Genomic DNA, 25,898 nt, shown 5'->3' on the forward strand with positions numbered 1-25,898 from the left:
GAGAAATTGTAGGGCCTGTGTTGCGGAATGAAATAAATTCTTTGCCAGAGCGGAACGATCGCCCTGAGGGAGGGGGGAGTCAGCGTGGCAAAACTCGACCTCTCAAGGCACTCATCACCGGGTAGCTCATGAATCCTGGTGTCTCAGGCAGGTTGGCAACGGTGTTACCGTGGCAGAAAAAGCGCATCCACAGAGTGCTGCAATTGCAGCACTGAATCCAGTACCGGCCACTGCCATTGCGCCAGTTTACGCACCGGGAGCACGCCGACAACACTGTTACACAAAAACAGCCCCTGAGCGTCGGCAAGCTGTGACAGCGGCCGCAGATCGCAGGCCACATTTTCCCCCTGCTCCGTCAAATGCTCATCAAGCCACTCACGCATCACCCCCGCCACACCAGCCCGGGCCGCCTGCAGGTCCGGCGTCCACCAATGGCCATCCAACCGGGCGAACAGATTCATCGAGGTGGCTTCCAGCGGTTGGCGACGGGGGCTGAGCAACAGCCCTTCGTGCCAGCCATGGCGAGCCACTTCGCGGCGGGCCTGTACCTGGGGAAGACGGTTGAGGTGCTTGAGCCCGGCCAGGGACTCCGGGTGCAGTGGCTCACCACACAGCCCCAGCACAATGCCCTGCTCACGCAGCTGATGGGACCAGGCGGGCAGCGGACCGGCCTGCCATAACACCGTTGGCTTTGGGTTCGAGGGAGGCAGATAACCGCGTCCCCCCGGCCCCCGGGTCAAGATCAGCTTGACCACACCGGGCTTTCCGCCCAGAGCAGCCACCCCTTCTTCAAGGGCCGACAGATAACGCGTTTCCGGCAGGGATGGCAGCCCCAGCGCCCGGGCACCGCGCAGCAAACGCCGGAGATGCCAGGGCCAGAGTGGCACGGAGCCATCCGCCGTCACCCTCAGGGTTTCAAACAGCCCATCGCCATAGGCCAGTCCGCGATCACGAGGATCGACCATCACACCTTCTTGAACAGCAAGGTACCGTTGGTACCGCCGAAACCGAAGGAGTTGGACAGCGCATAGTCGATATTGCGCTGCTGGGCCGTATTCGCCACCAGATTCAGATCACAGCCCTCGTCGGGTTCATCCAGGTTGATGGTAGGTGGCGCAATGGAGTCACGAATGGCCAGGATAGAGAAGATCGCCTCTACCGCCCCGGCCGCTCCCAGCAGGTGACCGATCATGGACTTGGTGGAGCTCACCGCCAGTTTCTCGGCATGCTCGCCAAACAGGGACTTGATGGCAGCAATTTCCGCCAGGTCGCCCATCTGTGTGGAAGTGCCGTGGGCGTTGATGTAATCCACTTCCTGCGCGGCGACTCCCGCATTGCGCAGCGCATTTTCCATGGCTTTCATGGCGCCCACACCCCCTTCTGCCGGCGCGGTGATGTGATAGGCATCATCACTCATGCCGAAACCTGCCAGCTCGGCGTAGATGGTAGCCCCACGGGCCTTGGCGTGCTCGTAGTCTTCCAATACCACCGCACCGGCACCGTCAGCCAGCACAAAGCCATCACGGCCCTTGTCCCAGGGTCGGCTGGCGCCCTGGGGGTCATCATTGCGGGTGGACAGCGCTCGTGCTGCGGCAAAACCGCCCATTCCCAGCGGTGTGGAGCCTTTCTCGGAGCCCCCCGCTACCATCACATCCGCCTGGCCCAGCATGATCTGCTGGGCGGCAAAACCGATGTTATGGGTACCGGTGGTACAGGCTGTCGTGATGGCAAAGTTGGGCCCTTTCATGCCATACATGATGGCCAGATTACCGGCGATCATGTTGATGATAGTGCCAGGCACAAAGAACGGAGACAGCTTGCGCGGGCCGGAATCCAGCATCTTGCGGTGGTTGTCTTCAATATTGGTCAGGCCACCGATTCCCGAGCCGAACGCCGCACCTACACGGTCGGCATCTTCCTTCTCCATATCCAGACCGGCATCGCGGATGGCCTGAATCGCCGCCACCAGACCATACTGGATGAAGACATCCATCTTGCGGGCATCTTTCGGAGACAGGTAGTCGGCGATGTCGAATTCCGGCACAAGGCCTGCGAAACGCGTGGCGAAGGATTCCGTATCGAAATGCTCGATGTTACGGATGCCGCTCTTACCTGCTTTGATACCTTCCCAAGTGGAAGCCACATCCGCACCCAGCGGGGTCAACATTCCCAGACCTGTAATCACTACTCGACGTGACGTCACCCGAATACCTCCCATCCTTTATTGTTGGGGCACTACGCACAAGATTACTACAAAGAATCCCGATGCTCGTCGCCGTTGTGTAAGCAAAAATCAACGTTCAGCCATGAATTAGCCCGAAGAACACCCTCCACTTTGGCCACTCATGATGGCAAAGCCAGTGTGACTTCAGCGGCAACAAAAAAGCCGCAAGTTCATAGAACCTTGCGGCTTTCCTGGTACTGCTTCAACAACTGAAATCAGCTGTGGGCTTTGATGTAATCCACAGCGGACTGAACGGTGTTGATTTTCTCCGCTTCTTCGTCCGGAATTTCAGTTTCGAATTCTTCTTCGAGGGCCATCACCAGCTCAACGGTGTCCAGGGAGTCGGCACCCAGATCTTCAACGAAGGACGCTTCTGGTTTTACGTCTTCCGGCTTAACACCCAGTTGTTCAACGATGATTTTATTTACGCGATCTTCGATGCTGCTCATGATCCTATAACTCTCCTGATTAATGGTGTGCTAGCACCTGTCAGCGGCTATTCTAGGTGAACGCTGTTTGCGCTTGCAACCCAACTGAGCCAGTGCCGTTACCTGAAGTTTTTCCAAATATTTTCTTCTGTAAAAACAGCGTATTAGACCGCTTTTTCAGAAACCCTCCGGTGCCCGTTTTTTGAGCTACCCGGTAAACATGCCGCCATTGACATGTAAAGTGGTCCCGGTGACGTAGCCGCCACCGTCGCTGGCAAGCCAGCCAACTGCACTGGCAATTTCCCCAGGCTGACCCAAACGACCCAGCGGAATACCCGCCAGAAGCGCCTCTTTCTGCGCCTCGGGCAGGGCCTCCGTCATGTCCGTCTGGATAAAGCCCGGCGCCACGGAATTCACAGTGATGTTACGTGAGCCAAGCTCCCGCGCCAATGCACGGGTGAAACCTTCTACCCCACCCTTTGCAGCAGCATAGTTCGCCTGGCCCGCATTGCCCATGGTACCGACCACGGAACTGATATTGATAATGCGCCCCCAGCGGGCCTTGGTCATCCCTTTCAGGCAGGCCTTGCTGACTCGATAGAGGGAGTTGAGGTTGGTGTCGATGACATCTTCCCACTCGTCATCTTTCATGCGCAGCATGATGTTGTCGCGGGTAATGCCTGCGTTGTTCACCAATACCCGCGGTGCACCGAACTCGTCGTTGATGCTTTTTACCGTGCTGATCACGGATTCCTTGTCGGTTACGTTCAGCACCTTGCCGGCGCCATTGGCACCCAGCGCATCACCGATAGCCGCAGCGCCTTTTTCCGAGGTGGCAGTGCCGACCACGAAAAAACCGTCTGCGACCAGCTGTTCGGCGATGGCACGGCCGATGCCTCGGCTAGCGCCGGTGACTAACGCGATTTTCTTTTCTGACATCCTTATTCCCCTTTCAGAGCAACCTCGAAGGCCTCTCCGGTTTCCAGCGGACGAGCGGCAATCTCCCGGTCGATCCGTTTGATCAGACCACTGAGTACCTTGCCCGGCCCGCATTCATACACATGGCTGACGCCCTGCTCTTTCAGCGCCTGGATGGTTTCCACCCAGCGCACCGGCGAATAGAGCTGGCGGATCAGCGCCTCGCGAATCTGCTCCGGTGCGGTTTCCATGGCCACATCCACATTATTGATGACCGGCATTTCCGCTGCATGAAAGCTGGTGGCCTTGAGAGTCTCTGCCAGTTGATCCGCTGCCGGCTTCATCAGCGCACAGTGGGAAGGTACGCTGACCGGCAAAGGCATGGCCCGTTTGGCGCCGGCTTCCTTACAGGCGGCGATGGCACGCTCCACCGCGGCGGCGGAACCGGCAATGACTACCTGGCCTGGGGCATTGAAGTTCACCGCTTCAACCACATCGCCATCGGCGGCCTGCTCACAGGCCGCGCGGACCTGATCATCATCCAGACCCAGCACGGCTGCCATCTTGCCCTCACCGGCGGCCACGGCCTGCTGCATCAGCTGTCCACGGGTACGCACCAGACGCACCGCATCGCCCAGGGTGACCACACCGGCACAGGTCAGGGCGGTGTATTCACCCAGGCTGTGGCCAGCCAGCAAATTGGGGCGCGGACCACCGCTCTGCTCCCACAGCCGCCACAGGGCAACACCTGCCGTCAGCAACAGGGGCTGGGTATTTTCAGTCTGGTTCAGAGCTTCCTGAGGACCATCCTGACAGAGGGCCCAGATATCCAGGCCGAGGGCGCCGGACGCTTCTTGAAAGGTCTGCCTTACCGCCGGACGGTCGGCAAAGTCAGCGAGCATGCCAAGGCTCTGGGAACCCTGACCGGGAAAAATAAAAGCAGTTTTGGACATTCACTATCCCCTTAAAGTGCAGGTCGCAGTATGCCGGCTTTGCCATTGGCTGTCCGGCTCACCCTGCAACAAAGTATTAATGTACTGTTTCAGGCGTCCGCACTATTGGCCACTGGTGCCAGGGCATCGCGGATCAGTGCCGGCACATTGCGGCGGGCTTCCAGTTCGGCCACTTCCAGGGCACTGGCGAAGCCTTCCACCGTGGTGCCACCATGGCTTTTCACCACCACACCGCGCAGGCCAACCAGGCTGGCACCGTTGTATCGGTCCGGATCCATGCGCGACTTCAGACCACGAAACACCGGCAGGGCCAGCAAGGCGGACAGTTTCCGCAGCCAGGAACGTTCTGCCTCTTCACGGATCATGTTCTTGAGCATCTTGGCCACGCCTTCCATAGTCTTCAGGGAGACATTGCCCACGAAGCCATCGCAGACCACCACATCCGCTTCACCGGCAAAGATGCCGTCACCCTCGATAAAGCCGGCGTAGTTAATGTTCGGAGCATCACGCAGCAGGCCGGCGGCCTCCTTGATCTGCTCATTGCCCTTGATGTCTTCCTCACCGATGTTGAGCAGGGCCACCCGGGGGTGGCGCACGCCATCCACCGCATTGACCAGCGCCTGCCCCATCAGGGCAAACTGCAACAGATGCTCGGGTTCGGAATCCACATTGGCGCCCAGGTCGAGCATATGGCAGTGGCCGGACACGGTGGGAATGGCGGTACAGATGGCAGGACGATCCACCCCGGGCAGGGTCTTGAGCACGAAGCGGCTCACCGCCATCAGGGCACCGGTATTACCGGCACTGACCGCTGCCTGGGCGCGCCCTTCCTTGACCATATTGATGGCCACCCGCATGGAGGAGTCTTTTTTCTGGCGCAAGGCCACGGCCACCGAGTCATCCATGGCCACCAGTTCGCTGGCGGGCTGGACCGTGATGCGGGCATGGCCATCGAGGCCAGCCTTGGTGATGGCGTCCGCCAGCGGTTCGGGCTGGCCGACGAGAATGATGTGCAGATGTTCCTGGCGGGAAAGCATTGTTGCCACGGCGGGCACTGTCACGGCAAGACCGTGATCTCCCCCCATGGCATCCACCGCCAACGTCACAACCGACATGGGCTGTTTCCTTGTTATCAATTCAGCGGCGGCTATTCTGACAAATTTCCGCCCATGGAAACATGGTGGCTATCATCCACTTACAAAAAATCCTCCCGGAGGAGGATTTTCTGGGCGCCTACTACAGGCACACAGCAAAACGGGAGCCCGAGGCTCCCGCGTCACTTATTCGTCGTCGGTCTCGACCTGACGAATCACCTGGCGGCCACGGTACATGCCATCAGGGGAAATGTGGTGACGACGGTGAACTTCACCGGTATTGGTATCTTCGGTCAGCGCGGCAGAAGTCAGCGCGTCGTGAGAACGGCGCATGCCGCGCTTGGAACGGGTTTTACGGTTCTTCTGAACAGCCATTTCGAACTCCTCGGGCGTTTATTCAGCCTGAATTTACTTGCCTTGACCTTTTAATTTGGCCAGAACGGCAAAAGGGTTATCCGCGTTTTCCTGTTTCTCAGGTTTACCGCTTTCGTGCGGTAACACTGTCGGGCAAGAGTCATGCAGTGCCACCAACGGCATGGCCAGCAACAGCTCTTCTTCAAGCAGGTCGGTGAGTACCATGGGATCATCACCCACTAGCCAGGGATCCAGTCGCTGCGGCAAGGCTTTCGCCTGATCCTCGTTCCGTACCAGCGCCACATCAATGGTCGCGTGCACGTCACAAACTACTGGCTCCAGGCAGCGCTGACACGGCAGCACCAATTGCGTGCTGACCTCGCCCTCGATACGCCGATGCCCCTCTTCATCACGACCGAACGCCAGCGAAATTACTACTGGCTGGTCCAGACTTTCGCGGTAATCCTGCAGGCGAGGCAGGTCACTAACGGTAAGCCGGCCCTCAACGACGCGACCCTGATCCGCATATTTGCGGGGATCGAGGAACTGTGGCAGTTGCCCTGAAAACATAAGCGCGCAATTCTAGGGCCGCAAGGCCCGCCTGTCAAAGTTAATGTGGCCAGCTAAATCGCTGACAGCAAAAGAGTTTTTCGTATCCGGGAAAAAGATTACCGGGCTGAGTGCATAAATCAGGCCGAACCCGCTCATTTTGACGGCTTTATCTGCCCTCAACCCTTCTTCCATCAAGGGAAAATCACTACACTCTGCCGCGCCAGAAGCGGAGATAATCATGACTGACACCCCTGCCCTGTTACTTGCCTCGTCCTCGCCCTTCCGTCGCCAGTTGTTGGACAAGCTGGGGCTGGATTTTATCCATCAGAGTCCGGATATCGATGAATCCCCCCTGGCGGACGAATCCCCGGTGGCCCTGGTAATGCGTCTGGCCAGGGAAAAAGCCGGCGCTCTGGCCGGGTCACACCCGGACACCCTGATCATCGGCTCTGACCAGGTGGCCGTGATCGGCGACCGGGTACTGGGCAAGCCCGGCACCCGGGAAAAGGCCATCGAACAGCTGAGCGCCGCCAGCGGCCAGCGGGTGACTTTCCTCACCGGCCTGTGCCTGCTCAATACGGCCACTGGACGCACCCAGGTAGCCTGCGACCCCTTCCATGTGCAATTCCGCACTCTGCGTCCAGCGCAGATAGAACGCTATGTGGATGCGGAACAGCCGCTCAACTGTGCCGGCAGCTTCAAATCTGAAGGGCTCGGTATTGTCCTGTTCAAGGCCATGGAAGGCCGGGACCCCAACACCCTGGTGGGCCTGCCATTGATTCTGCTGACAGAGTTTCTGGCAGCGGAAGGGATCTCTCTGCCTCTATAAAGGCAGCAGCGCGGGTTCCGGGAGCGATGCCGCTTTTCGGAACCCGCCTCTTCTAGCTTCTAGCTTTGATCGTCCTGCGGACGATCCGTGCTTCGCACGGTTCGCCATGCAAGCATGGGCTCCTACAGCGGCTTCGTAAGAAATCACGAAGGCCCGGAACTTTCCAGACCTTCCCTATCCAACCAGCGTAGCTCGTAGCTCGTAGCTCGTAGCTCGTAGCTCGTAGCTCGTAGCTCGTAGCTCGTAGCTCGTAGCTCGTAGCTCGTAGCTATCATTTCATTTCAGCGAATTGCCGACGCTGCAGACAGGCCCAGCTTGTTGGCTACGCCTTCCCCGATGGACACCCCGAAACGGCGAACAAATTCCTCAAAGGGCGAACGACTGACGCTGTAGTTGACCATCTCTTCCAGCCCGACGATGTCCCTGGCCACATTACCCGGGCTCTTCAGGCCATCCACCAGGCCCAGCTCCATGGCCTTCTCGCCGGTCCAGAATAGACCAGAGAAGATTTCCGGATGGGTGTCCGCTTTCAGGCGATCACCACGACCGTTTTTTACTGCCGTAATAAACTGCTGGTGGATTTCATCCAGCATCACCTGCATGTGTTTACGGTCTTCCGGGCTGATCGGGGAGAAGGGATCCATCACCGCCTTGTTTTCACCGGCGGTAAGCACACGACGTTCCACACCCAGTTTCTCGGCTGCCTCCTCAAAACCGAAGCCGGCCATGATCACGCCAATGGACCCCACGATGCTGGCCGGGTCCGCGTAGATTTCATCAGCGGCGGAGGCGATATAGTAGGCGCCGGACGCCCCCAGATCGGTGATGGCAGCATAAACCTTTTTCTCGGGATATTCGGCGCGCAGGCGCTTAATGGCGTTGTACACCTGATTGGACTGCACCGGCGAACCACCCGGACTATTGATCTTGAGAACAATCGCCTTGCTATTCTCCGCTTCGAAAGCCCGCGTCAGACCGCTTACAATCATATCCGCGCTGGCATCCTGATCCGGCGCGATCACACCGGAGACCGTCACGAAGCCCACATGCTCCTCAGTGACCTTCATGGTTTCTCCGGCCTTGCCCGGCAGCATGATGAATAGCAGCACGAACAGGTAAACGAACGTCAGAATCTTGAAGAAAATCCCCCAGCGACGGGATTTACGGTGCTCATCCTGGGCTTGACCCAGCAGCTTCTCGATGAGTTTCCACTCACGCTCGTTCCCGGGACGGGATGAAGGGGGCTGATTTTCCATTTACAGATTCTCCGTAACCAGTTCAGTCGCTGCCAGCCCTAGCACTGGCAGCAGATGATGCAATCTATCAATGACAGCCAGAGGCTCACAAGGCAACAGTTTCTCTACCGGATGAGCGCCGTAACTGACTGCCACACGGTCAACCCCGGCGGCTCTGGCCATCTCCAGATCAAAGGTAGTATCGCCCACCACAATCGCTCTTTGAGCCGACACTGCCATCTCCTGAAGCAACTCCAGCACCATGGCCGGGTGCGGCTTGGAATGGCTCTCATCCGCACAACGGGAGGCATCAAAATAGCGATCGAGCCCGGTGTTGCCCCATACCCGTTGCAAGCCCTTGCGGCTCTTGCCCGTGGCCACTGCCAGCTTCATCCCTGCTTCCCGCAACCCGGTCAGCAGGGATTCGGCACCGGGATAAAGAGCACTGGGTGTAGCCTCAGCGGCAATAAAGTGAAAGGCATAGCGTTCGCGCATGCGCTCAATGCCTCCAGCGTCCAGCACCGGGTAAAGCGTGCCGATTGCCTCCGGCAACCCCAGACCGATAATGCCGCATACGGTTTCATCGGGCAGTGAAGGGAGACCCAGATCCACCGCCGCCAGCTGCATGCAGCTGACAATCCGTCCGGTGGAGTCCATCACCGTGCCGTCCCAGTCAAAAATCACCAGATCGTAGTTCACCGGGCACCTCGCAGTGTCTTCAGGATGGCCTCGAAATCCTCATCCAGCGGCGCGGTGATGGTCACCTTCTTGCCGCTATTGGGATGGGGAAAGACCAGGTTGCGGGCATGAAGGCACAAACGCTTGTGACCGATGCTGGCGAGTAAAGCAGCCCCCTTGTCGGTGCCGTATTTATCGTCCCCCAGCAAAGGGAACCCGCCAAACTGGCTGTGCACACGAATCTGGTGGGTGCGACCGGTTTCCAGGGTCGCCTCAACCAGCTGCACATCCGCCAGCCGCTCCAGCATGCGAAAATGGGTGACCGACGCCTTGCCCTCCCGGGACACCCGGACAATGCGCTCGTTGCCGTTCTGCATTTTCAGCAGTGGCGCGTCCATGGTGCGCTCCTTGCCCTTGAAGCCCTGACAGAGCAACCAATAACGCTTCTCTACCTCACCGGCCTGCATCAGACGCTGCATCTTGCGCAGAAAGGCACGCTTGCGGGCCACCATGATCAGTCCACTGGTATCCCGGTCCAGCCGGTGGACCAGCTCCATTTCCTTTTCCGCCGGATGAATCACCCTCAGGGCCTCAATCAGCCCCAGGCTCACCCCGCTGCCACCGTGCACCGCCAGGCCGGCGGGCTTGTTGAAGATGAAGAGCTGATCATCCTCATAAACACAGGCCCGGCTGAGGCGCTCGGTCAGCCCACTGCTGACCACCGGCGGGGCCTCGGATTCGCTGGTGCGGATCGGCGGAATACGCACCACATCCCCAGTGGCCAGCCGGGTAGTCTGGCGGGCGCGCCCTTTATTCACCCGCACTTCCCCGGAACGAATGATCCGGTAGACACGAGATTTGGGCACCCCTTTCAGATGGGTGAAGAGAAAATTGTCCAGGCGTTGACCATGCCGGCCTTCGTCAATGGTCACGAAGCTGACACGGTTCGCTGCGGGGGTCTCGTCTGACATGGCGCGCAGTTTATAGAAAAACGCAGAGAATAGTGAACAACTACTGGCCGACACTCACCTGACCAGAAACTGGTACCAAATCATGAGCGCGGCCTCACACCTATAAGCCCCAGAGAGCCGATACCGCGCAACTATCAACTGTCAATTATCAACTATCAACTGTTTCCCTATCTGATTGATCTCTCTTGGCTTTTGCTGCTATAGTCAAGCGTCGACCTGAATATAGGCGACGGCGACGCGCAGCGAACATTCGCCGTCTGGCCCGCTCCGGCATAGCCGAGAAGACAGAGCCCGCCTCAGGTCTACAATAAAGCGTTATCGCCCATTCGCAGATTGCAGTGTGGGCAAACGCTGCAGATGAACCCGTTTAAACAGCGTCCGATGACGGACCCTGAACATTAACGATGGTGGCTGCAGCGCCGGTCAAACGACCTGGAAAACAGACAGACAAGAGTTTACACATTGCTGTGTGACAACTAACCACGGCAATCGCGTGAAGCATTACAGGCTGGCCTATTGTCAGTACGATTACGCACTAAACATTGCACACAACTCGGAGAGCTGCTGACTCAGGCACTATAATCACCCAGGAAAGCGATCAAACACGCCCCGCGTGCGCCCTGCCCGTGACAAGCCTGCCAGCACTCCCCCTGGTCTGCTACCGGTTACATTCCGGCCCTGCCTCATGCCACCACAAACTTGTGGTAGCACCATGAAACGTATGCTTATTAACGCCACTCACCCTGAAGAGGTTCGGGTGGCACTGGTCGACGGCCAACGGCTGTATGACCTGGATATCGAACACAGAACCCGTGAACAGAAAAAAGCCAACATCTATAAAGGCAAGATCACCCGGGTGGAACCGTCCCTGGAAGCCGCGTTTGTAGATTTCGGCGCCGATCGTCACGGCTTTCTTCCCCTCAAGGAAATTTCCCGTCAGTACTTCCAGAAAGACCCGAAAGACATCCAGGGTCGCATCAACATCAAGGAAGTGATCAAGGAAGGTCAGGAAGTCATCATTCAGGTGGCCAAGGAAGAACGTGGCAACAAGGGCGCCGCCCTCACCACCTTCATCAGCCTGGCCGGCCGCTATCTGGTACTGATGCCCAACAACCCCCGTGCCGGCGGTATTTCCCGTCGCATTGAGGGTGAAGAACGCCAGCAGCTCAAGGAAGCCCTGGGCGCGTTGACCATCCCCGATGAAATGGGTGTGATCGTTCGTACCGCCGGCCTGGGACGCAGCGCCGAGGAACTGCAGTGGGACCTGAACTACCTGCTGAAGTTGTGGAACTCCATCGACGATGCCTCCAAGGATCGCAAGGCGCCCTTCCTGATCTATCAGGAATCCAACGTCATCATCCGTGCTATCCGCGACTACCTGCGCAAGGACATCGGCGAAGTCCTGATCGACTCCAAAAAAGTCTACGACGAGGCCCAGGGCTTCGTGCAGCAGGTGATGCAGGACTTCCAGCACAAGATCAAACTGTACAGCGACGAAACCCCGCTGTTCTCTCGCTTCCAGATCGAGTCCCAGATCGAGACCGCCTTTGAGCGCGAAGTGAAGCTGCCTTCCGGTGGCTCCATTGTTATCGATCCCACCGAAGCGCTGGTGTCCATCGACATCAACTCCTCCCGTGCCACCAAAGGCGCGGACATCGAGGAAACCGCCCTGAACACCAACCTGGAAGCAGCGGATGAAATCGCCCGCCAGTTGCGGTTGCGTGATATCGGCGGCCTGATCGTGGTGGACTTCATCGACATGGGTCCGGCCCGCAACCAGCGGGACGTGGAAAATCGCATGCGCGATGCCTTGGAGGCCGACCGCGCCCGTATCCAGCTGGGCCGCATTTCCCGCTTCGGTCTGCTCGAGCTGTCCCGTCAGCGGCTGCGCCCGAGCCTGGGGGAAACCTCCAGCATTGTTTGCCCGCGCTGTAACGGTCAGGGCCACATCCGTGATGTGAAATCCCTGGCTCTGAGCATCCTGCGCCTCATTGAAGAAGAGGTGATGAAGGAGCGCACCGGCGAGATCCAGGCCCAGGTGCCGGTGGCCGTCGCCACCTACCTGCTTAACGAGAAACGCGAACCCCTGCGCGCCATTGAAGATGCGCACAATGTTCGCGTGGTCATCATCCCCAACCAGAATCTGGAAACCCCGCATTTCGAGGTGGAACGGATTCGTGATGACCAGACCATCGCCCAGCCCAGCCATGAACTGGAACTGCTGGAAGGGAACAAGGATGCGGATATCGCCTCCGCCCAGGATACCGAAATCAAGACCCAGGAGCCGGCCGTCAAACTGATGGCACCGGACACCGCCCCGCCGCCGCCGAAACCGGCTCCGGCACCCGCGGCTACCCCTACAGAAAATCTAGGCATCCTGGCCCGTTTCTTCACCTGGCTGGCGCAGATCTTTACCAGCGAACCCAAGCAGCCCAAGGCCAAGAAACCCCAGCCCCAGGGCAAGGGTAGCTCGCGCCAGCAGAACACCCGCGGTGGTCGCGGCGGCAACAACCGCAACCGTAACGACAACCGTAACAAGCAGGATGCAGGCAAGAGCGGCGGCAAGGGTGGCGATAACGATAATCGCAACCCGCGCAACAAACGCCAGAACGACAAGGACGGTGGCAATCGCAAGAGCGACAACCGCCAGTCTGACAATCGTGGCGACAACCGTTCTGCAGACCGCTCCGGCGACAACAAGGACGACAACCGCAACGAACGTCGCGGCCGTAACGACAACCGTCGTAATCGCAACGACAACCGTGGCGGCGACAACCGTAACGACGGTCGCAACAATGAAGGCCGCAATGACGGTCGCAACGACAACAAGGGCGACAAGAGCGACGGCGGCAACAAGCCACGCAACAAGAAGCCCCAGCAGCAGGACAACACCGAAGGCAACAGCGACAGCAAGGGCCCCAAGGCGTCCCGCCGCAACGATGCCAAGGATGATCGTCCGCTGCGCGAACGTCAGCGTCCGGCAAAATCCGCAGTCAATGGCGACAAACCCGCTGGCGAGCAGAAGCCCCAGCAGGCTCAGCCGGCCCGTACCCCTGCCCCGCCAACGGTGATGGACAACGAAGGCCATCCGCCGGCGAAGCTGGTTCCAGCACAGGAACCGACTGCTGGTGAGCAGCCTCAGGCAGCTACCAAGGTTGAGAATACCGAGAAAGCTGAGACTCAAAGCGCTGCCAAGCCGGCACAGGCTCAGGAAACGGCCAAAGCCGAAAAGGTAGAGAAAGACTCCAGCGCGCAAACAGCAGAGCAGCCTGCCGCCGCGGCTCCGGTCGCAGAAAAGCCGCAAGCGCCGAAAGCAGAACCGCAGCCCGAGCAGCAGGCAAAAGCAGAGCCACAAGTACAGGCTCCAGCGGAACCGCAAGCTGAAGCGCCCGAGGAACAGGCCGACAAACCGGCAGCGCAAGCGCCTGCTGCAGAGAAACCAGCCCAGGAAAAACCGGCCCAGGAAGCTGAGGCTCCCCAGGCGGAAACACCGAAAGCCGCCGAGCCCAAAGCGGAGCAGCCCGCCGCTGCACCGCAAGCGGCCACAGCCGAAGCAACTGAGCAACCCGAGCCACAAGCGCAGGACACGGCCAAGGCAGAAACTCCCGCCGAGGCGCCCGCTGCAGAAGCTCCCGCTCCGGCTCAAGTGGAAGACAAGCCGACCGCCAGCGAACCGGTGGCAGAAGAAAGCGCCGCCGAGGATGATGCCACGGTCCGTGCCAGCAATGATCCGCGTCAACCGGGCTACCAGCGCACCGCGCCAGCCCCCCGTGAAGCGGAAAAGCCGAAAGATGCGCCCAAGCCGGAAGCCAATGAGCTACCGAGCCGGGCCACCGAGGTGAAAGCGGTACGCGCCGAAGCCAAACCCGCCGCCGCAGAGATGGGCCGGGCCAGCAACGACCCGCGCCAGCGCCGCCGGCAGCAACAGGCAGAAGCGGCAGCCGCCGCCAAAGCCGCAGAAGAGGACGCTTCCTCAGAATCCTGAGGTAAGCTGATACTTCGCCCATAAAAAAGCCCCGCTCTTTAGCGGGGCTTTTTTATGGGCGCTGCTCCCAAGACGTAGGGTGCACTGAGCCTAAGGCGAACTGCACCAATCCGGCGTTTGAATGGTGCAGTTCGCCTTAGGCTCAGTGCACCCTACGCAATCTGTGACAGTGGGGAGAAATTCAGCGTTCGGCGTTCCGTTGCAGGAGGCTGCCAGCAGCCGCTCCTTTTTCGCGTGCAAGCACGCTCCTACAGCGGCTCAGTTGCGCGCTTCTACGGCAGCAGGATCGGTTCCTGCTCCAGGCTGACACCGAAACACTCCCAGACATCCCGACGCACGGCAGAGGCCAGTGCCAACACATCTTCACTGGTGCCACCACCGTGGTTAACCAGCACCAGGGCCTGCTCACTATGCATGCCCACGGGACCCAGCCTGCGCCCTTTCCAGCCAGCCTGTTCGATCAGCCAGCCAGCGGCCAGCTTGATGCCCTCGGGCTGCTCATAGCCCACCAGGCCCGGGAAGCTCTTTTTCAGTTGTCCCGCCTTGTCGACACTCACCACCGGGTTCTTGAAGAAACTGCCGGCATTGGCCAGTACCGCCGGGTCGGGCAATTTGCTCTGGCGCACGGCAATTACCCGCTCACGCACCGCCGCCGGCAACACATCCTCGACTGGTAGGTGCGCAAAGTGATCCTTGAGGGGACCATAACTCACATTACAGGCCGGCAGCTTGTTAAGGCGCAACTCGATACCGGTAATTACATAGCGGCCCCGGTCGCGACTTTTGAAGCGGCTGTCCCGGTAGGCGAATTCACATTCTTCGGCAGCAAAGTGCGTTACCCGGCCGCTGGCCACTTCCATCACGGTAACCTGCTCCAGCACCTGGGACAGCTCCACTCCATAGGCACCGATATTCTGGAACGGTGCTGCCCCGGCGGTGCCGGGAATCAGCGACAGGTTTTCCAGCCCCTGCCACCCCTGCTCCACCGTCCAGGCCACCAGATCATCCCAGTGTACCCCGGCCCCGGCGGCAACCCAGACGAACTCCGCATCCTCTTTCACCCGGGCCATACCATCCATGGCCGGACACAGGGTGAGGCCCGGTAAATCACCGTGAATCACCAGATTGCTGCCCTCGCCGATCACCTGCAACGATTCGGCCGGATCACGCTCGGCCAGCACCTGTTCCAGGGCATCCAGGGTGACCGGCCTGGCCAGTCGTCGGGCACGGGCGGGCAAACGCAGGGTATTGAGTTCGCTCAGATCCGCATCGGTTTCCACTAACGACGGCTGGAGCAGACTCATAGGCGCTCTCGCAGCGCATCCAGGAGACCGTCGGCACCGCCTTCAATCAGATCCAGGACACGATCAAAGCCGTCCTCACCGCCGTAGTAAGGGTCCGGCACCTCGCTCACGGAGGCACCGCTGGCGTAATCCAGAAAGCGCCCCAGCGTGACCGTGACATCTGCCGGTTGCATGGCCTGCAGATCCGCCAGATTGGCATTGTCCATGGCCAGCACCACGTCAAACTCGTAGAAGTCCTGCGGGCCCACCTGGCGAGCACGCAAGGAATCCATCTGGTAGCCTCGGCGGGCCGCCGCTTCCCGGGTTCGCGGGTCCGGGGCACGGCCAATATGCCAGTCTCCGGTGCCGGCGCTGTCGATACGGATTTTCTCTTCCAGACCGGCGGCAATCACACGCTCACGAAAGACCGCCTCGGCGGTGGGTGAGCGGCAGATATTACCCAGGCAGACAAAAAGCACGGACACTGTCATGCCTGCCCTCCCAGTTGCGTACGCAAACGCTCCAGGTCTTCCTGAGTGTCCACACCGCCCGGTACCGCCTCAATGGCCGGTGCCACGTGAATCGCTACGCCATTGGCCATGGCCCGCAGCTGCTCCAGGGACTCCAACTGCTCCAGTTTCGCTGGCGGCCATTGCACATACTGGTGCAGAAATGACACCCGGTAAGCGTAGATACCAATGTGTCTCCACCATTCACCTTTCGCAAAACGCTCACCACTGATATCCCGGCTACCGTCGGCAAAGGCATCACGATGCCAGGGAATCGGCGCCCGGGAAAAATAGAGTGCCCGACCATCATCATCAAACACTACTTTCACCACATTGGGGTTGAACAGATGGTCTGCGTCTTCGATGGGCTCACACAAGGTGGCCATCTGGCAGGAAGGATTGGCGGCCAGGTTGGCGGCCACCTGATTGATCACCGACGGCGGGATCAATGGCTCGTCACCCTGCACATTGACGATGATATCGTCATCGGCCAATTCCAGTTTGGCGGCCACTTCCTGAAGACGGTCGGTACCGGAAGGGTGATCCTCCCGGGTCATGACCACCGGTACCTGCCCATCCAGAGCCTCGGCAATACGGCTATCATCGGTGGCTACATAGACCTGCCCTGCCTGACTTTGCTGACAACGCTCGGCCACCCGCACCACCATGGGCTTGCCGGCGATATCCGCCAGCGGCTTGCCCGGCAAGCGAGTCGATGCATAACGGGCAGGCACCACCACATAAAAACTCATCGTCCTTCCTCTTTTCTTACCAAATAGCGTTGATGCTCTCTGTAGGAGCCATGCTTGCATGGCGAACCGGGTGATCCTCGATAGACAGGCAGCTCATTGCCCCTCCGCTGGTTCGCCATGCGAGCATGGCTCCTACAACACAATCGAATTGATCACTCTGGCGATGTGCCCAGCGCCCGGTCCAGCATCTGCTCCAGCAACCCTTCCGGCAGACTGGCCGTCACCGGCAGGTACCACCAGTGCGGTTCGGCGAAGGGGGCGCATTTTACCGCATCCTTTTCGGTCATCAGCACCGGGAGGCCATCGGCAAACGCCAGATCCGCTGGCTGGAAAGCATGATGATCCGGGAACACATGGGGGGTGGCGCTCAGGCCGAGAATGCTGAGCAGATTAAAAAACCGCTTGGGGTTGCCGATGCCGGCCACCGCGTGGACCTGGGGGTGCTCGCGCAAGAATGCCTGATGATCCAGTGTTTCGCCCGTAGCCAGGGAGGTGATGTCTGCGGGGCGCATGATCATCGGGTGCGCCCCACTCCAGCCACCTCCGGTGCTGACCACGAAATCCACTTCCTTGAGGCGGGTCGCCGGCTCTCGCAGCGGGCCTTCCGGCAGGCAGCGGCCATTGCCCAGACCACGCTGACCATCCACCACCACAATTTCTGCGCTGCGCGGCAGGGCGTAATGTTGCAGACCGTCATCGCTGATCACCAGATCCGGAGCGTGATCGCGGATGGCCACGTCCAGTGCATTGCGACGATCCGGGTCCAGAATCACCGGAACGCCGGTGCGGCGGGCGATCAGCACAGGCTCATCGCCTACCTCCAGTGCATTGCTGTCCGCGGTGACCAGATGGGGATAGTGATCGATCTTGCCGCCGAATCCCCGAGACACCACCACCACCTTCAAGCCACGGGCAACGGCGGCCTGCACCAGGGCAATCACCAACGGCGTCTTGCCAGTGCCGCCCACGGTAATATTGCCGACCACCAATACCGGCACCGGCGGCGAGGGCTTTTCCTTGCGAAACCGTTGCAGGCGTCGCTTGGCCTCCAGGGACACCAGCATGGAAAGCGGCCGTAGTGGAACCAGCCACGGGCTACCCTTATACCAGCCCTGTTGAATCCATTCGCTCAATGAGCCCATGGCCGACTTACTCCTCGGCAAAATCCATGCGATACAGCTGGGTATAAAGGCCATTCTTGTTCAGCAGTTCCTGATGTGACCCCTGCTCGATCAACTGGCCCTGATCCAGTACCAGAATCCGGTCGGCTTTCTCGATGGTCGACAGGCGGTGGGCAATCACCAGGGTAGTGCGCCCGACCATGACCTGCTCCAGCGCCTGCTGAATATGATGCTCGGATTCCGTATCCAGGGCACTGGTGGCTTCATCCAGAATCAGGATCGGCGCGTCTTTCAGCAATGCCCTGGCAATGGCGATACGCTGGCGCTGGCCACCGGAAAGCTGTACGCCGTCCTGCCCCAGCCGGGTTTCCAGGCCATGCTCCAGCTGCTCGATAAAGCGCCAGGCATGAGCGTCACGGGCCGCCTGTTCAATCGCCGCATCATCCACACCACGGAGCTCGCCATAAGCGATGTTGTTGCGCACGGTATCGTTAAACAGCACTACCCGCTGACTGACCATGGCAATCTGGTGACGCAGGTCGGTGAGCTGGATATCCGGCAGCGGTACGCCATCCAGCAGAATGCGCCCCTGATCCGGATCGAAGAAGCGAGGCAACATGGCACTGATGGTGCTCTTCCCTGCCCCGGACCGCCCGACCAGCGCCACGGTTTCACCGGACTTGATAGAGAAACTCAAATTCCTGAGAACCGGCTGCGCCGGATCATACCCATAGGTGACGCCGTCAAATTCGATATCCCCCCGCGCCTTGGCTGGCAGCACATAGGTACCGGCGTCCTCTTCCTGTTCAGTATCCAGCAACTCGAAAAGACTGGAGGCACCGGTCACCCCACGCTGCACTTTTACGTTCACATCCGTAAGCTGCTTGAGCGGCTTCTGAATCATGCCGGCAGCGGCGATATAGGACAGAAAACCACCTACGGAAAGATCTTCGCCCATCAGATTGATGTAGAGAAACGTGATCGCACCGATGCCCACTGCCACAAACAGCTGCACGATTACCGTGCTGGCAATCTTGCTGGCATTGAGCTTCACATTCTGCTTGGCAAAGCTGCGGCTAACGCCATGAAACCGATCGGCTTCCTGCTCCTGGGCGCCAAAGATTTTCACTTCCCCGCTGCCCTCGATGGCTTCGCCGAGAAAATGGGTAATGTTCGCCATGGAAGACTGGATACGACGACTGATCTTACGAAACCGCTTGCTGGTAATATTCACGACCAAGGCAATCAACGGCGCCACGGCCACCAGAATCAGAGTCAGCTTCCAGTTCTGCCAGAGCAGAAAGGAGGTCAGCCCAATCACCGTAAGCCCTTCACGGATGATCACAATGATGGCATCGGTACCGGCACTGGTGACCTGCTGGGCGTCGAAAATTATTTTCGACATGATGCGCCCGGACGCATTGCGATGATATTCCGACTGGGGCAAACGCAACACATGGCCGAACACGTCATTGCGTAATACATACACCAGCTGCTGCGCCACCCAATTCATGGAGTAGCTACCCATGAACTGACCCAGGCCCTGAAAAATCACCAGCACCAATGGCGCGATGGATACCAGCAAAACCCGGGTCTCCGTGGGCTCGACAATGGTTTCACCAAGGAAGCCGGCAAGCTGGGCAGCGCCGGCCTGAGTCGCCGCGTACAGCGCGTAACCGATGACACTGATGACCAGCATCAACCAGTACGGTCGAACATAACTGAGCAGCCGCTTGTAGGTCGGCCACACGTCCACAGAGGATTGACTCATTGTGCCTCGTTGGGAGATTCGCGAGTAGTGAGCGACAGCTTAACAAAACCCAGCTGTCCGGCCACGTCATAAACGCGAACCACCGACTGATAGGCCACATTGGCATCCGCATAGATTTGCAACGGCAAGTCGGTTTTTTCCTGCCCCAGTTTCAACAGCGCGGTGCGTAGCGTCTTGCTATCACTGGCCGCCAGCTTTTCGCCGTTGACCAGATAATCGCCGGTCGACGTAATCGTCACCTCAACCTGGTCCGAAGACTGCGCCAACGGCGCTGCTTCCGCCTCCGGCAGCGTGATGGACAACTGGGTCTTGTCATCAAACGTGGTAGAGACCATGAAGAAAATCAGCAGCAGAAACACCACATCAATAAGCGGTGTCAGGTTAACGCTGATTTCCTCCTGGCTGGGCCGGGGAAACTTCACGCCTTGCCCCCCGGGTCCGCCTCACGATCACCGTGTACCAGATCCACCACATGCACAGCGCTTTGCTCCAGTTCCATGGTGATTTCTTCCACGCGACGCACAAAGAAACGGTGGAAGAAAATGGCTGGAATCGCCACCACCAGACCGGCAGCGGTGGTCAACAGCGCCTGGGAAATACCGCCGGCCAACTGGGCCGCATCGCCAGTGCCATGCATCATGATGGCGGCAAAAACATCAATCATGCCGATCACGGTACCCAGCAAGCCCAGCAGCGGCGTGATGGCAGCGATGGAGCCGAGAGTGCTGAGAAACTTTTCCAGTTCATGCACCACGATGGTGGCGCTTTCCTGGATACTTTCTTTCATGATCTCGCGGCCATGGCGGGCATTGGCCAACCCGGTAGCCAGAATGCGGCCCAGCGGCGAGCTGTCACGCAGCTTGACCAGATTGCCCTCGTTGAGCAGACCCCGCTTGAGCAGCGTCTGCACCTGCGGCACGGTATCCGCCGGCGCCAACTTGCTCGGACGCAGGGTCCAGAAACGTTCCACCACAATGGCCAGAGCCACCACCGAACAGATCAAGATCGGGAGCATCATCCAACCCCCGGACTGCACAAGATCCTGCACCTTAACTTCTCCCCTCACTCACAGCGTCGTTTTCAGAGCGCCGTCGGGTTAATTTGAACCTGAAGCCATGACTTCAGGTTAATCATTACCAGAAACGCCAGGCCGCTGGCCGGTGCCAGGGTCTTTCACGAAATTGGCGCCATGTTGTTATAAGCGGCACATTATCAGCGGCACCCCAGCGAAACACAATCATGCCATCCCGATCGGTGCGCAGAACTGTGACCCCGGCATTGCCCAGCCGTTGCAGCACCTGCGGGTGCGGATGACGAAAACGATTCCGATAACCGGCACTGACCAGCGCATAGGCGGGCTGCACCTGTCTCAACAGGGCCGCACTGGTACTGCTGCTACTGCCATGGTGTGCCACCACCAGCAAATCCGCACGCGGCAGCGAACCCAGCAATCGATACTCACTCTGCTTGCCGATATCACCGGGTATCAGCAACGAGCTCCCGGCACCGGACACCTGCAGCACACAACTCGACTCGTTGCCCGGCACCACCTCCGGCCCGGGCCACAGCAGCGTAAACGTCACGCCATCCCAGCCCCACTGCTGCCCCGCACGACACGCCTCGCTACCCGGCACACGTTGCGGTTCACCGCTGGACACTGGTGCCATGCCGGCTAACACCTTCATGCCACCGGCATGATCATTGTCCCCGTGGCTGATAATAATGCGGTCGGGCGTCAGCCCCTGACGGGCCAGCCATGGCAGGATAATGCGCCGGGCCATGCTGTCACCAGGCCATGACGGCCCGCTATCGTAAATCAGCAGATGTTCCCGGGTGCGCACCGCTAACGCCAGCCCCTGCCCCACATCAAACGCCACCAACTCCCAATCACCCTCAGACAATGGCGCTGCTCGTTGACACAACCAGGGCAATAACAGGATCGGCAGCAACCGCCGAGGAAACGGCAATGCCGGCATCAGCAGCAGAGCCAGTGCCAGCATCGCAAACAGCCCACTGGTTGCCGTTGGCAACGGCAACCGCCAGCCACTGGTCGAGGACGCCAGCGATGCCATGAGCCACACAGACAACTCCGTGCCAGTGGCCGCCCCCTGCAGAATCCAGCCCTGCTGCAACAGGCTGCCCAGCAAGGCCAGCGGCACCACTATGCAGGTATACAAGGGGATCAGAAACAGATTGGCCAAGGGCGCACTGATCGACCATTGCTGGAACAGAATGGCACCGAGCATGGCCATCATCACCGGCAGCAGCACCAGTAACCAGCGGGCACCATGACTGGTCACCAGCATGGCAATGGCAGCCACTGCGCCGAACGACAACCACAGGCTTTCCGAAAGCGCCGACAAAGGGAACAGCAGTAGCACCATCAACAGCGCCACCCCGAGGCTCTTCCACAATGGCACTGACACGCGAGCACACTGCGCCACCGCTACCACCGCCAGCATAATCACGGCGCGTACTGTTGGCAGACTGAACCCGGCCAGGGCGGCATAACCCAGAGCTGCCAGCAGTGCCGGCCCCCAGGCCAGTTGCTGCAACGTAAACACGGTTAAAACTGGGAACAGGCGCTGCATCATCGGCCCCAGCAGCCAGCGCCCCAACCACCAGAACCAACCGGCGACAATGGCGATATGCAGGCCGGAAATGGCCAGCAGGTGGGCGCCACCAGTGATCTGAAATTGCTGCCACAGCTCGCTGGACAACCGCGACCGGTCGCCCACCACCAGTGCCGGCAGGATCGCTCTACCCGCTGGCGACACGGATACCCGTTCCGCCACCAGGTCCGACAACCACTGTCGCCAACGATCCAGTCCCTTGTCACCACCCTGCACCGTCCACGACTGCACGGTACCCCGGGCATCAATGCCCGCAGCCAGATCCCGCCGGGCCGCATCCACGCCGGTGGCATTGTAGACCCCACGGGGCGCCTTCAACTTCACCATCAGCGCCAGTCGCTGATCTGCCTTCACCTGCACCGGCAGTTCATAGGCGTTGACCCGGATACGATGCATGCCGGGCCAGCGGGTGGCACCCCAAACGTCCAGCGTCAGCGTCTGGCGATACCGCCAGCGACCGAAACGAAACTCGTTGACCGTGGCCGGCAACCCCACCACCTTGCCTTGCATGACCAGGGTTTCCCCTTCCAGGGAAGCAGGCAGCCTTGATGACACGCCACTGTTCAGTTGTACAACGCCGTAACACCACAACAGCGGCAACCACACCAGCCAACGCCGCCCGCGCCGCCAACCCAGAACCGCTACTACCACCAGTACCAGCAGCGGCCACAACAGGCCCAGCCAGCATGCTGCCGCCAGCGCCGCCGATAAGCACCACAATCGCATCCCTGCTCCCGTGGAAAATAGTCGCTTTCTTCACGGTCAGTCTTTGTATGATGTCCAGGAGACACAAAGCCCCGTGTAGGTGTATGCCTTTTTTTCCGATCCGGGCATAATAGCCACCCGCGGGGTTCAGCCAGGTAAGTTTCTGACGCTATTTCATGCCCGCCATGCGCCATGAAACCTCTGAAGAGGCTCCCAACGCATAACACAAGTCGGGTGGTACCCAGCCTGCCGGGCACCTAAGCTGATACCGACACGACATTCACGGGATTCTCCCGACACGGTCTGCAGACGTGAGTTCATGCCAAAACGGATCTTCCGAAAATACCTGCCAAAACCGGATCGCCTGCGCGAACACAAAGCGCTGAGCTTTCTGGGTGAGGTATTGGCCGATCCGAACCTGTGGCACATCAACCGGCGCTCACTGGCCGGTGCCGCATTTATCGGGGTCTTTACTGCCCTGCTACCCATCCCCTTGCAGATGGGGCTGGCCGCTCTGCTCGCTGTGCGCTTCCACTGCAACCTGCCGCTGTCGGTGGTGCTGGTGTGGATCTCCAATCCGGTCACCTATGTACCGATTTTCTATTTCACCTACCGGATTGGCGCCTGGATGCTGGGCATGCCACCCCATAGCGGCCAAGGCATCACCGTGGCCTGGTTTGTAGAACAACTGGTGCCGCTATGGCTGGGGTCAACGCTTTGCGCAGTGGTGTTTGGCGGGCTCGCCTATGCCGCCGTGAAAGTGGCCTGGCGGCTGGCCGTGGTACGCAGCTGGAACCTGCGTGCCCACCGCCGCGCCAGGGTGCTGCGACGCGAAGCTCGCAAGCAGGAAGAACAGGAAGCGAAAGAGGACGACGACTCAGAGCCGCCGCAATAACCCGTCGTGTAACTCGTATTGTTGCGGGCAGCGTGACGCAAATTCGCGATCGTGGGTAACGATCATGAAAGCGGTACCCAGGGTGTCGTTGAGTTCCAGCATCAGTGACTGCACATGGGCAGCGGTACGTTCATCCAGATTGCCGGTAGGCTCATCTGCCATCACCAGGGCCGGCTCGGTTACCAGAGCCCGAGCAATAGCGACTCGTTGGCGCTCCCCGCCACTCAGTGCCGACGGCTTGTGCTTGAGACGATGCTCCAGCCCTACCTTCTTCAGAGTAGCCGCCGCTTTCTCCTGGCAGCTTGCCGGACTGTCACCGCGAATCAGCAGTGGCATGGCCACATTCTCCAACGCAGTGAATTCCGGTAACAGGTGATGAAACTGGTAGACGAAACCCAGATAGCGGTTGCGCAGCTTGCCGGTATCACGATCACTCATGGTCGCCAGCGCATTGCCAGCAATGGAAACACTGCCCCGGGTTGCCCGATCCAGCCCTCCCAGTAGATTCAGCAAGGTGGACTTGCCCGAGCCGGAGGTGCCGATGATTGCCAGAATATCCCCCTGGGTCACGGTCAGATCCACACCGCTGAGCACTTCCAGTTCGTTGTTCCCTTCGTCGTAACTTTTCACCAATTTTTCGGCTTGCAGCACGATACCGGTGCCGGTGGCGTTGCGGGAATCATTCATAACGCAGGGCCTCCGCCGGTTGCACCCGGCTGGCACGCCAGGATGGGTATAGGGTGGCAGAAAAGCTGATCACCAGGGCAATGGAGACGATAGTGATCACATCCGACCACTGCAGCTCCGAAGGAAGATAGTTAACGAAGTAGGCGTCAAAAAGCCGGGTATTGAAGGTCTTCTCTACCCACTCAGCCAACTTGCTGACATTGGTGGCCAGCAGCACGCCAAGGCCGGTTCCCAGCAAGGTACCGGCAAAGCCGATCACGGTGCCCTGCACCATGAAAATCCGCATGATGGTACCCGGCGAAGCCCCCAGGGTACGCAGCACCGCAATATTGCCGCGCTTTTCAGTGACCAGCATCACCTGACTGGAAATGATATTGAACGCCGCCACCGCCACGATAAAGCTGAGCAACAGCGTCATCATGGTTTTTTCCATCTTTATAGCCTGGAACAAATTGCCGTGGCTGCGGGTCCAGTCGCGAGTGTAGTAATTGGGGCCCAGTTCCTGCTGCAGCGTCCAACCCATGGCCGGGGCACTGAACAGGTCATCAAGCTTCAGCCGCACGCCCTGTACAGTCCCCGCCTGGCGGGCCAGCTTGGCGGCGTCCTGCACATTGATGTAGGCATACAGGGAATCCACTTCCGCCCGCACCCGGAATATCCCGGTGACGGTGAAACGCTTGAAACGGGGCATCACCCCGGCAGGGGAAATGGTGGCTTCCGGCAGTACCAGGGTAACCTTGTCCCCCAGTTCGGCGCCGAGACGACGGGCCAGCCCATAGCCTAGCACCATGCCAAACTCGCCGGGGGCCAGCTTTTCCAGCTCGCCCTGCTCCATGAAGTCGCCGACGATGGACACCTTTCGCTCGGCCTGGGGCTCGATGCCATTGATCATGGCACCCGCCACATTGCCGCGATGGCTGAGCATACCCTCCAGTTCCACAAAGGGCGCCACGGCTTCAATCTCATCGTGGTGCCCCAGCCGATTGGCCAGCGCCTGCCAGTCCTCGACCGGCTCGCGCCCCTGCACGGACAAATGAGTGACCATGCCAAGAATGCGCGTCTGCAATTCCCGGTCAAAACCATTCATAACGGAAAGGACCGTGATCAGTACGGCAACCCCCAGCATCAAACCCAATGCGGAAATCAGCGTAATCACGGAAATAAAGCTGTTGCGGGCGCGGGCGCCGGTGTAGCGCAGCCCCACATAAAAGGATAGAGGTCGAAACATGCAGCGCATTTAACCCGAAACCAAAGACAAATACCACGGCTCTGGAAAACTGCTACATTACAAATTCTGCTTTGTGAACAGCGCCCGCGCTCA

The 25,898-nt window shown here is 59.4% G+C and carries 25 protein-coding genes; 3 read left to right on the top strand and 22 right to left on the bottom strand.

Annotation, left to right across the window (positions count from 1 at the left end; translation table 11 throughout):
• Positions 1 to 164 precede the first annotated feature (164 nt).
• The 9 genes from pabC to ACMG4M_RS10635 form a co-directional block, all read right to left on the bottom strand.
• Complete coding sequence (pabC, locus tag ACMG4M_RS10595) at positions 165 to 965, bottom strand: aminodeoxychorismate lyase (RefSeq protein WP_414429951.1); 801 nt, start codon at positions 963 to 965, stop codon at positions 165 to 167.
• Complete coding sequence (fabF, locus tag ACMG4M_RS10600; protein ID WP_414429952.1) at positions 965 to 2,203, bottom strand: beta-ketoacyl-ACP synthase II; 1,239 nt, start codon at positions 2,201 to 2,203, stop codon at positions 965 to 967. Before fabF ends, pabC begins: the two co-directional genes overlap by 1 nt.
• Before the next feature lie 236 nt (positions 2,204 to 2,439).
• Positions 2,440 to 2,673 carry an acyl carrier protein gene (acpP, locus tag ACMG4M_RS10605; RefSeq protein WP_035247337.1) on the bottom strand — a complete coding sequence of 78 codons (234 nt, stop codon included), beginning with the start codon at positions 2,671 to 2,673 and terminating at the stop codon, positions 2,440 to 2,442.
• A 186-nt stretch (positions 2,674 to 2,859) separates the two neighbouring features.
• Positions 2,860 to 3,591 carry a 3-oxoacyl-ACP reductase FabG gene (gene fabG, locus ACMG4M_RS10610; protein ID WP_414429953.1) on the bottom strand — a complete coding sequence of 244 codons (732 nt, stop codon included), beginning with the start codon at positions 3,589 to 3,591 and terminating at the stop codon, positions 2,860 to 2,862.
• A 2-nt stretch (positions 3,592 to 3,593) separates the two neighbouring features.
• Positions 3,594 to 4,523, bottom strand: a complete 930-nt coding sequence (gene fabD, locus ACMG4M_RS10615) for an ACP S-malonyltransferase (RefSeq protein ID WP_414429954.1) — start codon at positions 4,521 to 4,523, stop codon at positions 3,594 to 3,596.
• 89 nt (positions 4,524 to 4,612) lie between these two features.
• Entirely contained in the window at positions 4,613 to 5,638 is a 1,026-nt protein-coding gene (gene plsX, locus ACMG4M_RS10620; RefSeq protein WP_335625916.1) for a phosphate acyltransferase PlsX, read from the bottom strand.
• A 165-nt stretch (positions 5,639 to 5,803) separates the two neighbouring features.
• Positions 5,804 to 5,992, bottom strand: coding sequence for a 50S ribosomal protein L32 (gene rpmF / locus ACMG4M_RS10625; RefSeq protein WP_035247326.1), 189 nt, complete (start codon positions 5,990 to 5,992; stop codon positions 5,804 to 5,806).
• Between the two features lie 33 nt (positions 5,993 to 6,025).
• On the bottom strand, positions 6,026 to 6,541 hold the full coding sequence (locus ACMG4M_RS10630; RefSeq protein ID WP_035247324.1) for a YceD family protein: 516 nt from the start codon (positions 6,539 to 6,541) through the stop codon (positions 6,026 to 6,028).
• A gap of 12 nt (positions 6,542 to 6,553) precedes the next feature.
• Positions 6,554 to 6,763, bottom strand: a complete 210-nt coding sequence (locus ACMG4M_RS10635) for a hypothetical protein (protein WP_272963459.1) — start codon at positions 6,761 to 6,763, stop codon at positions 6,554 to 6,556.
• Here ACMG4M_RS10635 and ACMG4M_RS10640 point away from each other — a divergent pair.
• Positions 6,762 to 7,352 carry a Maf family protein gene (locus ACMG4M_RS10640; protein ID WP_035247319.1) on the top strand — a complete coding sequence of 197 codons (591 nt, stop codon included), beginning with the start codon at positions 6,762 to 6,764 and terminating at the stop codon, positions 7,350 to 7,352. The two genes, ACMG4M_RS10635 and ACMG4M_RS10640, sit on opposite strands and share 2 nt — an antisense overlap.
• A gap of 281 nt (positions 7,353 to 7,633) precedes the next feature.
• On the opposite strand, the gene sppA is transcribed toward ACMG4M_RS10640, so the two are convergent.
• Genes sppA through ACMG4M_RS10655 form a run of 3 tightly spaced genes read right to left on the bottom strand, consistent with a single transcriptional unit; the run spans position 7,634 to position 10,236 of the window.
• Positions 7,634 to 8,608, bottom strand: a complete 975-nt coding sequence (gene sppA / locus ACMG4M_RS10645) for a signal peptide peptidase SppA (RefSeq protein ID WP_414429955.1) — start codon at positions 8,606 to 8,608, stop codon at positions 7,634 to 7,636.
• On the bottom strand, positions 8,609 to 9,286 hold the full coding sequence (locus tag ACMG4M_RS10650; RefSeq protein WP_414429956.1) for an HAD family hydrolase: 678 nt from the start codon (positions 9,284 to 9,286) through the stop codon (positions 8,609 to 8,611).
• Entirely contained in the window at positions 9,283 to 10,236 is a 954-nt protein-coding gene (locus ACMG4M_RS10655; protein WP_035247311.1) for an RluA family pseudouridine synthase, read from the bottom strand. The genes ACMG4M_RS10650 and ACMG4M_RS10655 overlap by 4 nt, the downstream gene beginning before the upstream one ends.
• 712 nt (positions 10,237 to 10,948) lie before the next feature.
• Between ACMG4M_RS10655 and rne the strand changes: the two genes are divergently transcribed.
• Entirely contained in the window at positions 10,949 to 14,221 is a 3,273-nt protein-coding gene (gene rne / locus ACMG4M_RS10660; protein WP_414429957.1) for a ribonuclease E, read from the top strand.
• Between the two features lie 272 nt (positions 14,222 to 14,493).
• Here the strand turns inward: rne and murB are convergent, their stop codons facing one another.
• The 8 genes from murB to ACMG4M_RS10700 form a co-directional block, all read right to left on the bottom strand.
• On the bottom strand, positions 14,494 to 15,525 hold the full coding sequence (gene murB / locus ACMG4M_RS10665) for a UDP-N-acetylmuramate dehydrogenase (protein ID WP_414429958.1): 1,032 nt from the start codon (positions 15,523 to 15,525) through the stop codon (positions 14,494 to 14,496).
• On the bottom strand, positions 15,522 to 15,995 hold the full coding sequence (locus tag ACMG4M_RS10670; RefSeq protein WP_272962944.1) for a low molecular weight protein-tyrosine-phosphatase: 474 nt from the start codon (positions 15,993 to 15,995) through the stop codon (positions 15,522 to 15,524). The genes murB and ACMG4M_RS10670 overlap by 4 nt, the downstream gene beginning before the upstream one ends.
• Entirely contained in the window at positions 15,992 to 16,765 is a 774-nt protein-coding gene (gene kdsB, locus ACMG4M_RS10675; protein ID WP_272975357.1) for a 3-deoxy-manno-octulosonate cytidylyltransferase, read from the bottom strand. Before kdsB ends, ACMG4M_RS10670 begins: the two co-directional genes overlap by 4 nt.
• A gap of 152 nt (positions 16,766 to 16,917) precedes the next feature.
• Complete coding sequence (gene lpxK, locus ACMG4M_RS10680) at positions 16,918 to 17,907, bottom strand: tetraacyldisaccharide 4'-kinase (protein WP_414429959.1); 990 nt, start codon at positions 17,905 to 17,907, stop codon at positions 16,918 to 16,920.
• Positions 17,908 to 17,914: 7 nt separating this feature from the next.
• The gene (msbA, locus tag ACMG4M_RS10685) at positions 17,915 to 19,657 is read right to left on the bottom strand and encodes a lipid A export permease/ATP-binding protein MsbA (RefSeq protein ID WP_035247301.1); all 1,743 of its coding nucleotides are present in this window, start codon (positions 19,655 to 19,657) and stop codon (positions 17,915 to 17,917) included.
• On the bottom strand, positions 19,654 to 20,079 hold the full coding sequence (locus ACMG4M_RS10690) for an ExbD/TolR family protein (RefSeq protein WP_035247299.1): 426 nt from the start codon (positions 20,077 to 20,079) through the stop codon (positions 19,654 to 19,656). The genes msbA and ACMG4M_RS10690 overlap by 4 nt, the downstream gene beginning before the upstream one ends.
• Positions 20,076 to 20,705: a MotA/TolQ/ExbB proton channel family protein gene (locus ACMG4M_RS10695; RefSeq protein ID WP_035247298.1), complete on the bottom strand. Its 630-nt coding sequence runs from the start codon at positions 20,703 to 20,705 to the stop codon at positions 20,076 to 20,078. Before ACMG4M_RS10695 ends, ACMG4M_RS10690 begins: the two co-directional genes overlap by 4 nt.
• Positions 20,706 to 20,790: 85 nt before the next feature.
• A complete protein-coding gene (locus ACMG4M_RS10700; RefSeq protein WP_272962941.1) occupies positions 20,791 to 23,016 on the bottom strand; it encodes a DNA internalization-related competence protein ComEC/Rec2 in 2,226 nt (741 codons plus the stop codon).
• Between the two features lie 298 nt (positions 23,017 to 23,314).
• On the opposite strand from ACMG4M_RS10700, the gene ACMG4M_RS10705 reads away from it, so the two are divergent.
• Positions 23,315 to 23,890 carry a DUF2062 domain-containing protein gene (locus tag ACMG4M_RS10705; protein ID WP_335627724.1) on the top strand — a complete coding sequence of 192 codons (576 nt, stop codon included), beginning with the start codon at positions 23,315 to 23,317 and terminating at the stop codon, positions 23,888 to 23,890.
• On the opposite strand, the gene lolD is transcribed toward ACMG4M_RS10705, so the two are convergent.
• Together lolD and ACMG4M_RS10715 are read right to left on the bottom strand one after the other, a co-directional pair.
• Positions 23,873 to 24,577, bottom strand: a complete 705-nt coding sequence (gene lolD / locus ACMG4M_RS10710) for a lipoprotein-releasing ABC transporter ATP-binding protein LolD (RefSeq protein WP_035247290.1) — start codon at positions 24,575 to 24,577, stop codon at positions 23,873 to 23,875. The two genes, ACMG4M_RS10705 and lolD, sit on opposite strands and share 18 nt — an antisense overlap.
• Entirely contained in the window at positions 24,570 to 25,805 is a 1,236-nt protein-coding gene (locus ACMG4M_RS10715) for a lipoprotein-releasing ABC transporter permease subunit (protein ID WP_035247288.1), read from the bottom strand. The genes lolD and ACMG4M_RS10715 overlap by 8 nt, the downstream gene beginning before the upstream one ends.
• Positions 25,806 to 25,898 lie beyond the last annotated feature (93 nt).

This window comes from Alcanivorax sp. IL3 (genome assembly GCF_047495465.1).
In the GTDB taxonomy this organism is placed as follows: Bacteria; Pseudomonadota; Gammaproteobacteria; order Pseudomonadales; family Alcanivoracaceae; genus Alcanivorax; species Alcanivorax jadensis.